The 14,659-nt window shown below is 63.8% G+C and carries 16 protein-coding genes; 7 read left to right on the plus strand and 9 right to left on the minus strand.

Features of this window, described 5'->3' with window-relative positions:
• Positions 1-8 precede the first annotated feature (8 nt).
• Positions 9-1,121, minus strand: a complete 1,113-nt coding sequence (gene hppD / locus ASD12_RS27050) for a 4-hydroxyphenylpyruvate dioxygenase (RefSeq protein WP_056593877.1) — start codon at positions 1,119-1,121, stop codon at positions 9-11.
• A 138-nt stretch (positions 1,122-1,259) separates the two neighbouring features.
• On the opposite strand from hppD, the gene ASD12_RS27055 reads away from it, so the two are divergent.
• Positions 1,260-1,727, plus strand: a complete 468-nt coding sequence (locus ASD12_RS27055) for an Lrp/AsnC family transcriptional regulator (protein WP_056593880.1) — start codon at positions 1,260-1,262, stop codon at positions 1,725-1,727.
• A 12-nt stretch (positions 1,728-1,739) separates the two neighbouring features.
• Here the strand turns inward: ASD12_RS27055 and ASD12_RS27060 are convergent, their stop codons facing one another.
• The 6 genes from ASD12_RS27060 to aztA all read right to left on the minus strand — a co-directional run bounded on the left by ASD12_RS27060 (position 1,740) and on the right by aztA (position 5,775).
• Positions 1,740-2,078 carry a TIGR01244 family sulfur transferase gene (locus tag ASD12_RS27060; protein ID WP_056593883.1) on the minus strand — a complete coding sequence of 113 codons (339 nt, stop codon included), beginning with the start codon at positions 2,076-2,078 and terminating at the stop codon, positions 1,740-1,742.
• Between the two features lie 68 nt (positions 2,079-2,146).
• Positions 2,147-2,584, minus strand: a complete 438-nt coding sequence (locus tag ASD12_RS27065; RefSeq protein ID WP_056593885.1) for a DUF6691 family protein — start codon at positions 2,582-2,584, stop codon at positions 2,147-2,149.
• Positions 2,585-2,588: 4 nt separating this feature from the next.
• Complete coding sequence (locus tag ASD12_RS27070; RefSeq protein ID WP_056593888.1) at positions 2,589-3,011, minus strand: YeeE/YedE thiosulfate transporter family protein; 423 nt, start codon at positions 3,009-3,011, stop codon at positions 2,589-2,591.
• A 112-nt stretch (positions 3,012-3,123) separates the two neighbouring features.
• A complete protein-coding gene (gene aztC / locus ASD12_RS27075; RefSeq protein WP_056593891.1) occupies positions 3,124-4,065 on the minus strand; it encodes a zinc ABC transporter substrate-binding protein AztC in 942 nt (313 codons plus the stop codon).
• A gap of 28 nt (positions 4,066-4,093) precedes the next feature.
• On the minus strand, positions 4,094-4,969 hold the full coding sequence (aztB, locus tag ASD12_RS27080; RefSeq protein WP_056593894.1) for a zinc ABC transporter permease AztB: 876 nt from the start codon (positions 4,967-4,969) through the stop codon (positions 4,094-4,096).
• Entirely contained in the window at positions 4,969-5,775 is an 807-nt protein-coding gene (aztA, locus tag ASD12_RS27085; protein ID WP_056593899.1) for a zinc ABC transporter ATP-binding protein AztA, read from the minus strand. The genes aztB and aztA overlap by 1 nt, the downstream gene beginning before the upstream one ends.
• A gap of 223 nt (positions 5,776-5,998) precedes the next feature.
• Here aztA and ASD12_RS27090 point away from each other — a divergent pair, with 223 nt between their 5' ends.
• On the plus strand, positions 5,999-6,343 hold the full coding sequence (locus ASD12_RS27090; RefSeq protein ID WP_056593903.1) for a RidA family protein: 345 nt from the start codon (positions 5,999-6,001) through the stop codon (positions 6,341-6,343).
• Positions 6,344-6,493: 150 nt separating this feature from the next.
• Here ASD12_RS27090 and hutC read toward each other — a convergent pair whose 3' ends face one another.
• Together hutC and ASD12_RS27100 are read right to left on the minus strand one after the other, a co-directional pair.
• Positions 6,494-7,234, minus strand: coding sequence for a histidine utilization repressor (hutC, locus tag ASD12_RS27095; protein ID WP_056593906.1), 741 nt, complete (start codon positions 7,232-7,234; stop codon positions 6,494-6,496).
• A complete protein-coding gene (locus ASD12_RS27100) occupies positions 7,231-8,583 on the minus strand; it encodes a formimidoylglutamate deiminase (protein WP_056593909.1) in 1,353 nt (450 codons plus the stop codon). Before ASD12_RS27100 ends, hutC begins: the two co-directional genes overlap by 4 nt.
• A gap of 98 nt (positions 8,584-8,681) precedes the next feature.
• On the opposite strand from ASD12_RS27100, the gene hutI reads away from it, so the two are divergent.
• The 5 genes from hutI to ASD12_RS27125 are packed head-to-tail and all read left to right on the plus strand — an operon-like array spanning position 8,682 to position 14,571.
• The gene (gene hutI / locus ASD12_RS27105) at positions 8,682-9,917 is read left to right on the plus strand and encodes an imidazolonepropionase (protein ID WP_056593911.1); all 1,236 of its coding nucleotides are present in this window, start codon (positions 8,682-8,684) and stop codon (positions 9,915-9,917) included.
• A complete protein-coding gene (gene hutH / locus ASD12_RS27110) occupies positions 9,914-11,455 on the plus strand; it encodes a histidine ammonia-lyase (protein WP_056593913.1) in 1,542 nt (513 codons plus the stop codon). Before hutI ends, hutH begins: the two co-directional genes overlap by 4 nt.
• Positions 11,455-12,273, plus strand: coding sequence for an N-formylglutamate deformylase (gene hutG / locus ASD12_RS27115; protein WP_056593916.1), 819 nt, complete (start codon positions 11,455-11,457; stop codon positions 12,271-12,273). Before hutH ends, hutG begins: the two co-directional genes overlap by 1 nt.
• Before the next feature lie 27 nt (positions 12,274-12,300).
• Positions 12,301-13,971, plus strand: a complete 1,671-nt coding sequence (gene hutU / locus ASD12_RS27120) for a urocanate hydratase (protein ID WP_056593919.1) — start codon at positions 12,301-12,303, stop codon at positions 13,969-13,971.
• A gap of 12 nt (positions 13,972-13,983) precedes the next feature.
• A complete protein-coding gene (locus ASD12_RS27125) occupies positions 13,984-14,571 on the plus strand; it encodes a HutD family protein (RefSeq protein ID WP_056594521.1) in 588 nt (195 codons plus the stop codon).
• Positions 14,572-14,659: the final 88 nt, after the last annotated feature.

Here is a 14,659-nt window from a genome sequence, read left to right on the forward strand (position 1 = left end):
CCTGAAGCCTACTCCGCCGCTTGAACCTTGATCACCCCGCGCTTGATCTGATCCTGCTCGATCGATTCGAACAGCGCGCGGAAATTGCCCTCGCCAAAGCCTTCGTCGCCCTTGCGCTGGATGAATTCGAAGAAGATCGGGCCGATCACGGTCTTCGAAAAAATCTGCAGCAGGATCTTGGTCATGCCGCCGTCGACGACGCCTTCGCCGTCGATCAGGATGCCGTGCTTCTTCATCCGCTCGATCGGTTCGTCGTGGCCATTCACCCTGTCATACGACATGTCGTAGTAGGTTTCCGGCGGGCCGGGCATGAACTTCAGCCCGTTTTCGGCCAGCCTGTCGGTAGCGGCATAGATCTCGTCGGTTCCGACAGCGATGTGCTGGATGCCCTCGCCATCGTACTTCTTCAGATACTCGGCGATCTGGCTGGTCTCGTCCTTGGACTCGTTCAGCGGAATGCGGATCTTGCCGCAGGGCGAGGTGATGGCGCGGCTCACCAGGCCGGTAATCTTGCCGTCAATGTCGAAGAAATGGATCTGTTTGAAACCGAACAGATTGCGGTAGAAATCCCACCATTTGTCCATCTGGCCGCGATAGACATTGTGGGTCAGGTGATCGAGATAATAGAAGCCGACGCCTTCCGGCCGCGGGTCGCGCGCGCCCAGCCACTCGAACTCGGCATCATAGGCCGAGCCCTTCTTGCCATAGGTTTCGATGAAATAGAGCAGCGAGCCGCCGATGCCGACGATCGCCGGCACGTCGAGCACCTTGTCGGCGCCTTCGTAAGGCGTGGCGCCCTTGGCAACGGCATGATCGAAAGCGTGCTTGGCGTCGACCACCCGCCAAGCCATGGAGGCGGCGCAGGGGCCGTGCTTGTCGACGAATTTCATCGCATGCGAGCCGGGCTCGGCGTTGACGACATAGTTGATGTCGCCCTGGCGCCAGATGGTGACGTCCTTCGTGCGGTGCTTGGCCACCGCGACATAGCCCAGGCGGGTGAACAGTTCGGCCAGTTTGGCCGGCTCCGGATGCGCGAACTCGACGAACTCGAACCCATCAGTGCCGGCCGGGTTGTCCTTGCTGATCTTGGCCGGCGGGGCGTCGTGCGGGAAGGGACCCATGGCATTCCTCCGGAAACTGGCTTGGCCTGAAAAGGCCATTTGATGCCATCATAGCGCAGACGGGGTGCATGGTGCTTGCATTCAAACGCTTGAAATGATGATGTCATGCGTGAAACGTGCATGATATGAGATAAGGCCATGGATGGGACGCGTATTGATCAGTTCGACCGCAAGATAATGGCGCTGTTGCAGGGTGATGCGCGGCTAACCAACAACGATCTTTCGGAGCGGGTGAACCTGTCGGCGTCGCAATGCTCGCGCCGCCGCCAGCGGCTGGAGGAGGACGGCTTTATCAAGGGCTATCGCGCCGTTCTCGACCGCGACAAGCTCGGGTTTTCCCTGGTCAACGTCATCTCGGTGACGTTGGCCACTCACAACCGCGACAATGCACAGCGCTTCGGCGAACTGGTGGCGCGGCTGCCCGAGGTGCAGGAAGCGCACGCGCTGACCGGTGAGATGGATTACATCCTGAAAGTGGTGACGCCCGACCTGAAGTCGCTGTCGGAATTCGTCAACGGCGTGCTCCTGCCGCACGAATCCGTGCAGCATGTGAAGACAGCGATCGTGCTGGAAACGCTGAAGGAAACCGGCGCGCTCCCGATTTGACCTTGGGCTGATCTAATCCTTCGACTGCTGGATCAGCCCATAGAGATTGGTGCAGCGGGCGCCGGAGCGGCAATAGGCGAACACCGGGCCGTCGAGCTCATCCAGCGCCTCGGCCTGATCCCCGACATTCTCGGCTGTGATCTGGCCGCTGATGACGGGGATGTAGCGGAAGGCGAGGCCTGCGGCTTCGACCGCTGCCTTGACGATGTCGGCCGAAGGCTGGCCGGGCTGTTCGTCATCGGGCCGGTTGCAGATCACGCTCTTGAAGCCGGCTTCCTTGATGGCGGTGACGTCTTCCGGCTGGATCTGGCCCGAGACCGAATAGTACTCGCTGATTTCGCGGTATTCCATGGTAGTGTCCTCGCAATCTGATTTGACGGGAATCTTGCCATTCCCTGACGTGGCCGGCAACACGAATCCTATGCCGCAGCCGGTTGAGCGAGCCTTGCCCTGGCGAGGCGTGCCACCATGATGCCAGCAATCACCGCCGCGACAAAGAACGCCGTCGCCGAATAGCCAAGGCCAAGGGCAGGGATGGCTCCGCCGGGACAGAAGCCGGCAATGCCCCAGCCGATACCGAAGACAGCGGCGCCGCCAACCAGTTCCGTGTCGATGACCCGCTTTGTCGGCAGTGCGAAGGCGGTTTCGAACACCGGCGTCTTGCGCCGACCGAATACGAGCCGATAGCCGACGAAGGCGACCGCAAGGCCGCCACCCATGACGAAGATCAGACTCGGATCCCATGTGCCGGCAATATCGAAGAAGTTCAGTACCTTTGCTGGATTGATCATGCCGGAAATGGCGATGCCAAGGCCGAAAACCCCGCCGATCAGGAATGCCGAGACGAGCTTGTTCATGCTCTCAGCCTCCGATCACGTGGCGGATGATGAAGACGGTGGCGAAGGCGGTGACCATGAAGGTCGCGACCGCCACGATCGAGCGTGGCGACAGACGCGCTATGCCGCAAATGCCGTGCCCGCTCGGGCAGCCGCTGCCGAAATGCACGCCGAGGCCGACTAGGAACCCGCCGACGGCAAGTGCCAGCGTTGAAACGGGCACGCTGAAGGCGATCTGCCCGCCGATGGTGATGAACAGAAGCGGCGCCGCCACCGCACCAACGAGAAAAGCGGCCCGCCATTGCCAATCAGGCGCAAGCGGCGGAAGGATTCCGGTAAGGATGACGGTCATCCCGGCAATCCGGCCATGAAAAGCCATCAGCAGCACAGCCGACAGGCCGATGAGAGCGCCGCCAAACAGCGACTGGAACGGGGTGAAATCTGTCATGGAGAGCCGGCTTTCGAACTGAGGTGCGGACCGACTATAGCGCAGATATACATTTCCAGCGGAAAATCCGGCCGGGCTATCTCCGTCCGGCCGGGCGGTAGGTGTTGACCAATTAGCTGCCGAGAATGGCGCCTTTAATCTGACGGATGTTGTTGTGCATCATGTCGATATAGGTAGCAGCCGGACCGTCGGGCTGCGACAGCGCATCCGAATAGAGCGTGCCGCCCACCTTGATCCCGGTTTCGCTGGCGATCTGCTCGATCAGGCGCGGGTTGGTGATGTTCTCGACGAAGATCGCAGCCGCCTTGTCCTGTTTCACTTGGGTAACCAGCTTGGCGACGTCGGCGGCGGACGGTTCGGAATCGGTCGAGATGCCTTGCGGGGCGAGGAAGGTCAGGCCGTATGCGTGTTCGAAATAGCCGAAGGCGTCGTGCGAGGTGATGACCACGCGCTTCTCCTGCGGGATCGAGGCGATCGCCGCCTTCACTTGACCTTCGACCGCGTCGAGCTTCTTGGTGTAGGCGGCGGCATTGGTCTGATAGCTGACGCAGCCTTCCGAATCGGCCGCGCAGAAGGCTTCGGCGATGTTGTTCACATAGATCCTGGCATTGGCTATCGACTGGAAGGCGTGCGGATCGGTGACCGTCTTGCCGCCGGCGGTGCCGGCACCTTCGGCCGCGTCGGCGTCAGCGAATTCAGGCTTGAAATCGATTGGCGTCACGCCCTTTGTCAAGGTGATGATCGAGGCCTTGGTGGCGCTGGCATCGACCAGCCGCTGCAAGAAACCTTCGAAATGCAGGCCGTTGACCAGCACGATATCGGCCTTGGCCATGGCCACCGCATCGGCCGGGCTCGGCTCGTAGACATGGGCGTCGCCATCCGGCCCCACGATGGTGGTGACGTCGATACGGTCGCCGCCGACATTCTTGGCGAAATCGGCAATGACGGTGAAGCTGGCGACCACTTTCAGCGGTGCCGCGTAGGCCGACGACGCGCCAAAGGCGGTTAATGTTATAACGCTCATCGCCAGGGCGGCATGGATCGATTTCAGCATGGACGGGTCTCCTTTCAGGGGCGGGGGATCAGGCCGTTCTGTGACGGTGGTGGATGATGCGCGCGCGCAGAATGCCGCGCGTGCCAAACAGGATCGAGGCGAAATAGACGACGCCGGCCGACAGGATGATCGCCGGGCCGGATGGCAGCGACGCGTGATAGGACAGAAGCAGCCCGGCGACGCAGGACGCAAAGCCGATCAGCACCGCCAGCACGCACATCGGCTCGACGCGCACCGTCCAGAAGCGGGCGGCGGCGGCCGGCAGCATCATCAGTCCGACTGACAGCAGCGTGCCGAGTGCCTGGAAGCCGCCGACGAGGTTGAGCACGACGAGGCCGAGGAAGATGAAATGCACCGGACTGCCGAGCCGGCTGACCGAGCGCAGGAACAGCGGGTCGAGGCATTCGGCGACCAGCGCCCGCCAGAAGATGGCAAGGCTGACCAGTGTCACCGTGACGATGCCGCCGATCAGCGTCAGTGCTTCATCGTTAAGCGCCAGCACGGTGCCGAACAGCACATGCATGAGATCGACGCTGGAGCCCCGGATCGACACCATCAGCACGCCGATGGCGAGCGAAATCAGATAGAACGCCGCCATCGAGGCGTCCTCGCGCTGGATGGTGAAGCGCGAGACGGCGCCGGCGCCGAGCGCGACGATGACGCCGGCGATCAGGCCGCCGATGGTCATCGGCAGGATTTCCAGCCCATAGAACAGGAAGCCGGCGGCTGCACCGGGCAGGATGGCATGCGCCATGGCGTCGCCTGACAGGCTCATGCGCCGCAGCATCAGGAAGACGCCGATCGGGCAGGCCCCAAGCGACAGCATCAGCGAACCGATCAGGGCCCGCTGCATGAAGCCGAAATCGGCGAAGGGCGCGATGAAAAGACCGTAAAGCGTATCCATCAGGCGGCCCTCGGTCCGACGCCGTGGTGATGGTCATGGCCATGATGGTCGTGATCGTGACCATGAGCGTGCTCATCCGGCTCGCACCAGGGTGCATTCTCTTCCCAGGCTTCATGGAAGCGGCGGGCGCGCAACAGGTTTTCAGGCTTCAGCGTTTCCCTGGTTTCGCCCCATGCAATTGGCTGGCGGGCGAGAAGCAGTGTTTCGGGGAAATTCTGGCGCACCAGATCCAGATCATGGACGACCACCATGATGGTGCGTTCCTCGCCATGCCAGCGCTTGATCAGGGCAATAAGGTCGCCGACCGTCTTGGCGTCGACGGCATTGAAGGGTTCGTCGAGCAGGATGAGGTCGGCGTCCTGCAACAGGACACGCGCAAACAGTGTGCGCTGCAATTGGCCGCCCGAAAGCGTGTCGATCGGCCGCTTCTCGAAGCCGCCGAGGCCGACCGCCATCAGCGCCTTGCTGACGTCATCGCGATCTTCCTTGGTGTAGCGGCCAAGCAGGCCGCGCCGTGGCCATAGGCCGAGCGAAACCAGATCCACCACCCGTGCCGGAAAGGAGCGGTCGAGCTCCGATTGCTGCGGCAGATAGGCGGCGCGAACGCCGGGGGCGCGGATAACCTCGCCGGCCATCGGCTTCAGGACGCCGACGATACCTTTCATCAGCGTCGATTTGCCGGAGCCGTTGGCGCCGACGACAGCCGTCAGCGAGCCCTTGCGGATGGTGCCGTCGAGATGATGGATTGCAGGATGGCTGCCGTACCCAAGCGTCAGGTCGCGGAATGTGAGGCAGGTGTTTGTCATTCTGCGATCCGTGGGGCGGCGAAACTGGCTGCGGGCAGCGGCCGATTGGATATGTGATGTTATTACATTAGTCAACAAGCCAATCCGCCGGAATTGCGGCTGGCGGGTCAACTTGCCGTGTGGATATCGTATGCCCTTGGCCCAAGGGGATTCGACCTGGCGACCTTGCCCGAAGCCGGCCGCAACTCTAAAGAGGCGCAACCGCCACAGAAGGAACCATCCAATGAGCATTCGTCGCATCGATGTCGGCCCGCGCATGAGCCAGATCGTCATTCACGGAGATACCGTCTATCTGGCCGGTCAGGTTGGTAAGCCGACCGGCAACGTCGCTTCGCAAACAAGGGATATCCTGGCGGCTGTCGACGAACTGCTGGCCAAGGCCGGCTCCGACAAGACCAAGATCCTGCAGGCGATCATCTGGCTGGCCGACATGAGCACCTTTGCCGAGATGAACGCGGAGTGGGACAAGTGGGTGCCGCAAGGCAACACACCGGCCCGCGCCACCGGCGAAGCAAAGCTCGCCGGACCGGAATACCTGGTCGAGATTATTATTACCGCTGCGATTTGATCGACGGCCTTCTACCTCCGCCTTGTGGGGAGGTCGGACCGAAGGTCCGGGTGGGGGGCGGCGGGGCTGCCCTCCGCTATGGCTCCGGGCGTTCGGCGTTCGAGAAGCCAAATCGTTGGCTTTTCGCCAGCCTGCGGCTCTGGACACGCCTCACCCCTGCGACGGCCTGAACCTTGCCACCAGCGTGTGGCTCTCGGCCGCATAGGTAAAGCGCACATGGGTGACCGGGTGATCGGCGCTCCATGTCCGTCGCTCGACCACCAGGCACGGCGCGCCGGCTGCGATATCGAGCGCGACCGCGATGTGCCTGTCGGCGGCGACAGCACGAATCCGGTGCTCGGCTTCGCTCCACGGCACGCGGCCAATCAGCCACGGTCCTGGTGCTATGACCACGAATTCCTCGTCTGCTGCCTCGGGCACGGCGGTGAGATTGATCAGCCGCTGTTCATGCGCGAATGGCCGCTCGCCGGCGAAATGCCCACACTCCAGCGCCAGCACCGGCCCGGCCACGCCCTGCTCCAGCAGGGCGCGATCCTCGGCGCTGCTGCGCCTTTTGTGTCGAGCGACGCGCTCGTAGCGGTAGGGCAGGCCGAGCGCCTCGACCTCGATCCGGATGTCGTGGATTTCCAGCACCGCCGCTTGCGACTGCGGCCGGCGCACAAAGCTGCCGGAACGGCGGCGGCGTTCGATCAGTCCGGCCTTGGCGAGCTGCGACAGCGCCTTGTTCACCGTCATGCGCGAGCAATTGTATTGCGTGCTCAGTTCGTGCTCGAACGGAATGCGGTGACCAGGCGCCCAGGCACCGGACATGATGCGTTCGCTGATGTCGGACAGGATGCGCTGGTGCAGCGAGACGGTGCCTTCCGCATCCGCGGTCTCGACAATGCTCATGCTGAAAGCGCCATCATCACGCTGCGAAACCGCTCGGTGATGGCCTCGCGCTTGACATGCCTGCCGCCGCTGACCTGTTTGTGGCCATGCACCCAGACGCAATCGACCTTGCTGCCATTGGCGAAGATCCAGGCGTCGAGGATCGCGTCGCCGGTCTTGCCGGCCAGCGAGGGATTGCTGGCGCCGAGCGAGACGAGATCGGCGGATGCGCCGGCGGCGATCGCGGAGGCGCCTGCACCGAGCGCGACGCTGCCGCCGTCGAGTGCGGCGTCGAACAGCGCCCGCCCGGTCGAGCCGCCGGCAACCGCGAGCACATTGCGGGCGCGGTGGGCGAGGCGCTGCGAATATTCGAGCTGGCGCAATTCGTCGGGCAGGCCGATCAGCACGTTGGAATCGGAGCCGACGCCAAAACGGCCGCCATGTTCTCTGAACAGCGGCGCCGCAAAAGTGCCGTCACCGAGATTGGCCTCGGTGATCGGGCAAAGACCGGCGATGGCGCCACTCCTGGCCATGGCAACGGTTTCCGCATCGGTCATATGGGTGGCGTGGATCAGGCACCAGCGCTTGTCGACCTTGGCATGGCCAAGCAGAAATTCTACCGGCCGCGCGCCGGACCAGGCAAGGCAATCCTCGACTTCTTTCACCTGCTCGGCGATATGGATGTGAATTGGCCCATCAGGCGCAATCGCTGCTACGGCGGTGAGTTCTTCCGGTGTCGCGGCACGCAAACTGTGCGGAGCGACGCCGACGACAGCCTGATTCAACGCGCGAACCGATTCGCGGCATTTCTCAACAAGCCGCGAGAACCGGCTCACATCGTTGATGAATCGTCGCTGGCCCTCGTTTGGTGCCGTACCGCCGAAAGATGAGTGCGCATAAAACACCGGCAGCAGCGTCAGGCCGATACCGGTTTCGCCGGCCGCGGCCGAAATGCGCTCGGCCATCTCGGCGAGGTTGGCGTAGGGTTTTCCATCGCGGTCGTGATGCAGATAGTGAAATTCGCCGACGCGTGAAAAACCGGCCTCCAGCATCTCGACATAGAGCTGCGCTGCAACCGCCTCGACCTGATCGGGCGTCATCGACAGGGCGAAGCGGTACATCACCTCGCGCCAGCTCCAGAAACTGTCGGCGGAGGGGCCGCGAAGCTCGGCAAGGCCGGCCATGCCGCGCTGGAAGGCATGGCTGTGCAGGTTGGGCATGCCGGGCAACAGGATCGCGTGGCGTTCGTCCCCGGCTGCCGCCGCGGCGCAAGGCTGAACGGCTGTAATGCGTCCCTCTGCCAAGGTGAGCCGCACATTGTCGTGCCAGCCATCGGGAAGGAGTGCCTGTTCCGCAAAGATCGCTGCCACTTTTCTCTCCGGTTCTCTGTCTCTCATGCGATGATGGCACTTGCAGTGTGTTTTAATATGTATATACATAATCGTCATCGATTGAAACGGAAAAGATGATGGCCGCAGAGAGCAAAAGCCGGGCAGGGGATCTTCGTCTATGGCGCAATGCGCGCCTGGCGACCATGGCCGAAGGGTCTGCCGGACTTGGCGTCGTCGAACACGGCGCGGTCGCTGCGCGTGACGGCCGCATCGTCTATGCCGGCCCCGAGTCGGAGCTGCCCTCAACACTTGCCCAGGGTGCTGAGACGGTCGATTGCGAGGGCCGCTGGATCACGCCCGGCCTGATCGACTGCCACACCCATCTGGTCCATGCCGGCAACCGCGCCAACGAGTTCGAGATGCGGCTGGCCGGCGCCACCTATGAAGAGGTCGCCAGAGCCGGCGGCGGCATCGTCTCCTCGGTCAAATCCTTGCGCGCCGCCAGCGAGGGCGAACTGGTCACCCAATCGCTGCGGCGCCTCGATGCGTTGATCGACGAAGGCGTAACCACCGTGGAGGCAAAGTCAGGCTACGGCCTCGACCTCGAAAACGAAAGGAAGTCGCTGCGTGCGGCCCGCCAATTGGGTGAACGGCGGCCGGTGACGATCCGCACGACTTTCCTCGGCGCCCATGCGCTGCCGCCGGAAGCCAAGGGCGACAAGGAAGCTTTCATCGATCTGGTCGCCAAGGAGATTCTCCCGGCGGTTGCCGCCGAGGGGCTGGCCGATGCTGTCGACGGGTTTTGCGAGGGCATCGCCTTTTCGCCGGAGCAGATGGCGCGCGTCTTCGACGCGGCCAAGGCGGCCGGCCTGCCGGTCAAGCTCCATGCCGACCAGTTGTCCAACCTGCATGGCGCCGAACTCGCCGCCCGCTACGGTGCGCTGTCGGCGGACCATCTAGAATACACCGATGAGGCGGGTGCGGCGGCGATGGCCAGGGCCGGAACCGTGGCGACGATCCTGCCCGGCGCCTACTATTTCATTCGCGAAACCAAGAAGCCGCCGATCGGCCTGTTTCGCCAGCACGGCGTCAAGATGGCTGTCGCCACCGACAACAATCCCGGCACCTCGCCGCTGACCTCGCTGCTTTTGACCATGAACATGGCCGCGACCCTGTTCGGTCTGACCGTCGACGAATGCCTTGCCGGCGTCACCCGCGAGGCGGCCCGCGCGCTTGGTTTGCTGGGTGAAACCGGCACGCTGGAGGTCGGGAAATCCGCCGACCTGGCGGTCTGGGACATCGAGCGCCCCGCCGAACTCGTTTACCGCATGGGCTTCAACCCGTTGCATGCCCGCATCTGGAGAGGACAATGACCGAACTGACCCTGAAGCCCGGCAATGCGACGCTGGCCGACTGGCGCGCCATCTATCGTGGCGCCGCACTGAAGCTCGACGATGCCTGCCGGCCGAAAATCAAGGCGAGCGCCGAGGCCGTCGCCAGGATCGTTGCCAAGGGCGAGCCGGTCTATGGCATCAACACCGGCTTTGGCAAACTGGCGAGCGTCCGTATCCCGGCCGAAGACCTGGAGACTCTGCAGCGCAACATCGTGCTGTCGCACGCCGCCGGCGTCGGCGAGCCGATGCCATCAGCCGTTTGCCGGCTGATGATGGCGCTGAAGCTCGCCAGCCTGGCGCAGGGCGCCTCTGGCGTGCGGCCGCAAACCATCGAGTTGCTCGAAGCGATGCTGGCCAACGACGTCATCCCGGTGGTGCCGGCGCAAGGCTCGGTCGGCGCCTCCGGCGACCTTGCTCCGCTGTCGCACATGACGGCGGTGATGATTGGTGTCGGCGAATGCTTCACCCCGCATGGACGCTTCCCGGCCAAGGTCGCCTTTGTCTCGCATGGGCTGGAGCCGGTGACATTGGGCGCCAAGGAAGGCCTGGCGCTGCTCAATGGCACGCAATTCTCGACGGCCTATGCGCTGGCTGCTTTGTTCGAGGCCGAAGTGCTCTACCAGTCGGCGCTGGTCGCCGGCGCCTTGTCGACCGATGCGGCCAAGGGCTCCGACGCGCCGTTCGATCCACGCATCCATCTGCTGAGAAAACATCCCGGCCAGATCGAGACGGCGGACGCGCTGCGCAATTTGATGGCCGGCAGCGCCATCCGTGAATCGCACCGGGTTGGCGACGAGCGCGTTCAGGATCCGTATTGCCTGCGCTGCCAGCCGCAGGTCATGGGCGCGGCACTCACCGTGCTGCGCCAGGCGGCCGACACGCTCGGTACCGAGGCTAATGGCGTCACCGACAATCCGCTGATCTTCGCCGAGGATGACACCGCACTGTCCGGCGGAAATTTCCACGCCGAGCCGGTAGCCTTCGCCGCCGATATGATCGCGCTTGCCGTCTGCGAGATCGGTTCGCTGTCGGAACGCCGCATTGCCATGCTGGTCGACCCGGCGCTGTCCGGCATGCCGGCCTTCCTGACGCCGAAGCCCGGCCTGAACTCCGGCTTCATGATCCCGCAGGTGACGGCGGCGGCGCTTGTTTCCGAAAACAAGCAGAAAGCCTATCCGGCCAGCGTCGATTCGATTCCCACCTCGGCCAACCAGGAAGACCACGTTTCGATGGCGGCGCACGGCGCGCGCCGGCTGATCGGCATGGTCGAGAACGCCACCGCGGTCATCGGCATCGAATTGCTCGCCGCCGCGCAAGGTTGCGATTTCCATGCGCCGCTGGCGTCGAGCACGGCACTCGAGGCCGTGCGCAAGCTGGTCCGGGCCGAGGTGCCGCATCTCGACAATGACCGGCATTTCCACCCCGACATGGAAAAGGCCATCGCCATGGTGCGCAGCGGCGCGACCATCAAGGCTGCCGGCGCGATAGCGCTGCCGTCGATTTGTGGAGCGGCATGATGGCAAGCACGCCCTGGCTCACCGTCACGCCTGGCACAGCCCCGCTGCTGGTGTCGATCCCCCACACCGGCATCGATCTCGCCGGCCTCGAGAACCGGCTGGTGTCACCCTGGCTCGGTCGCCGCGATTGCGACTGGTGGATCGACAAGCTCTATGATTTCGCAGGCGATCTCGGGGCAACTGTCGTGCAGACGGCGATCTCGCGCACCGTCATCGACGTCAACCGCGACCCGTCCGGCGCCTCGCTCTACCCCGGCCAGGCGACGACCGGCCTCTGCCCGACCGAGACTTTCGATGGCGATCCGCTCTACCGCGAAGGTGAGGAGCCAGGGCCTTCAGAGGTTGATGAGCGGCGCGAAAAATTCTTCGTGCCCTACCATGCTGCCTTGCAGGCTGAGATCGGCCGCTTGCGCGGGCTGCATGACAAGATCGTCCTCTATGATTGCCACTCGATCCGTTCGGTGCTGCCGCGCCTGTTTGAAGGCACGCTGCCGGTGTTCAATCTCGGCACCAATGATGGCAAGAGCGCCGATCCAACCTTGCAGGTGATGGTCGATCAGATCATGGCCGAGACCGGCGAGGCCTCTGTCGTCAATGGCCGTTTCAAGGGCGGCTGGATCACGCGCCATTTCGGACAACCTCAAGATGGCGTGCATGCGCTGCAGATGGAACTGTCCAACCGCGGCTACATGCGCGAGCCCGATGGCAAGGGCATGCCGGACAACTGGCCTGTGCCTTACGATGCCGAGTTTGCAGCACCGATCCGCGCCACGCTGCGGAAAATCCTTGAGACCGCGATCACCTGGGCGCGCGGCTGACATTCGATCCTTTTATGGAGTGACGCCATGAACAATCCTCGCCACAACATCCGTGAAGTCCGCAGCCCGCGCGGCACGGAAATCAGCGCCCGCTCCTGGCTGACGGAAGCGCCGCTGCGCATGCTGATGAACAATCTCGACCCGGACGTCGCCGAAAACCCCAACGAGCTGGTCGTCTATGGCGGCATCGGCCGGGCGGCGCGGACCTGGAACGATTTCGACCGCATCGTCGCCTCGTTGCGGACGCTGGCCGATGACGAGACTTTGCTGGTGCAGTCCGGCAAGCCGGTCGGCGTGTTCCGCACCCATCCCGACGCACCGCGCGTGCTGATCGCCAATTCCAACCTGGTGCCGCACTGGGCGACCTGGGAAAAGTTCAACGAGCTCGATAAGAAGGGCCTGATGATGTACGGCCAGATGACGGCCGGCTCGTGGATCTACATCGGTACGCAAGGCATCGTGCAGGGCACCTATGAGACCTTCGTCGAGGCCGGCCGCCAGCATTATGGCGGCAATCTCAAGGGAAAATGGATCCTGACCGGCGGGCTCGGAGGCATGGGCGGCGCCCAGCCACTCGCCGCCGTCATGGCCGGCGCCTGCTGCCTGGCGATTGAATGCAATCCGGACTCGATCGATTTTCGCCTGCGCACCCGCTACGTCGACGAGCGCGCCGACACGCTCGACGAGGCGCTGGAAAAGATCGAACGCTGGACCAAGGCCGGCGAGGCGAAGTCGGTCGGCCTGCTTGGCAATACGGCCGAGATCGTCCCGGAAATGTTCAGGCGTGGCATTCGCCCCGATATGGTCACCGACCAGACCTCGGCGCATGATCCCATCAACGGCTATCTGCCGAAGGGCTGGACGATGGCTGAGTGGCGCGAGAAGCGCGTCAGCGACCCGAAGGCGGTGGAGAGGGCGGCACGCGCCTCGATGCGCGAACATGTCGAGGCGATGGTGGCGTTCTGGAACGCCGGCGTGCCGACGCTCGACTATGGCAACAACATCCGTCAGGTGGCCAAGGAGGAGGGCTTCGAGAACGCCTTTGCCTTCCCCGGCTTCGTGCCGGCCTATATCCGCCCGCTGTTCTGCCGCGGCATCGGTCCGTTCCGCTGGGTAGCGCTTTCCGGCGATCCCGAGGACATCTACAAGACCGACGCCAAGGTGCGCGAACTGACGCCCGGCAACACCCATCTGCACAACTGGTTGGACATGGCGCGCGAGCGCATCGCCTTCCAAGGCCTGCCGGCGCGCATCTGCTGGGTCGGCCTCGGCGACCGGCATCGGCTGGGCCTCGCCTTCAACGAGATGGTGGCCAAGGGCGAGCTGAAGGCGCCTGTCGTCATCGGCCGCGATCACCTCGATTCCGGCTCGGTCGCCTCGCCGAACCGCGAAACGGAATCCATGAAGGACGGCTCGGACGCCGTGTCCGACTGGCCGCTGCTCAACGCGCTGCTCAACACCGCGTCTGGCGCCACCTGGGTGTCGCTGCACCATGGCGGCGGCGTCGGCATGGGCTTTTCCCAGCACGCCGGCATGGTCATCGTCGCCGACGGGACGCGTGAAGCGGCCAAGCGCCTGGAGCGGGTGTTGTGGAACGACCCGGCGACCGGTGTCATGCGCCACGCCGACGCCGGCTACGACATCGCCATCGAATGCGCCAAGGAGCACCAACTCAACCTGCCCGGCATTCTCGGCTGATTGGCTGAGCCGATGCGCATCCTGCGGGCAGCCGAATACCGGTCGATGCCGTGGAAGAACGGCGGCGGCGTGACGACGGAGATCGCCGTCTCGCCCGCGGGTGCAGGGCTCGACGACTTCGACTGGCGCGTCTCGATGGCTCGCGTCGAATTGAGCGGCCCGTTCTCGCGGTTTGCCGGCATCGATCGAACCCTTGCCGTGCTCGAGGGTGAGGGCATCGTCCTCGACATTGCCGGCTACCCGCCGACATCCATCAACAGGGCGACCGACCCGTTTTCCTTCCCAGCCGACTTGCCGACCGCCGCCGCGCTGGTCGGCGGGCCGATCAGCGATCTCAATGTCATGACCCGCAGAAGCCGGATGACGCATTCGGTCGAACGCATGGTGATTTCGGCTCCCGTGGAAATCCGGACCGGAGCCGGCACAACCCTCGTCTTGTGCTTGAACGGCGAAGTCATCGTGCCCGCCGCCGAACCGGTTCGCCTCGGGCCGCTCGACACGCTGCTGCCCGATCCGGACAGCGCCGGCCTGCTTGTCCAGGCCGCCCATGAGACAACGCTGTTCGTGATCCGGATCGGAGTCATTTCCGGCAACGATTAAAGCTTGTTTCCAAACATGATCGTGATGCCGGCCAATTATAGCGTAAGCTGACGGCGGGCATCACGAAAAAGCCCGAATCCTCCCCGTC

The sequence above is a fragment of the Mesorhizobium sp. Root102 genome, assembly GCF_001425625.1.
Taxonomy (GTDB): domain Bacteria; phylum Pseudomonadota; class Alphaproteobacteria; order Rhizobiales; family Rhizobiaceae; genus Mesorhizobium.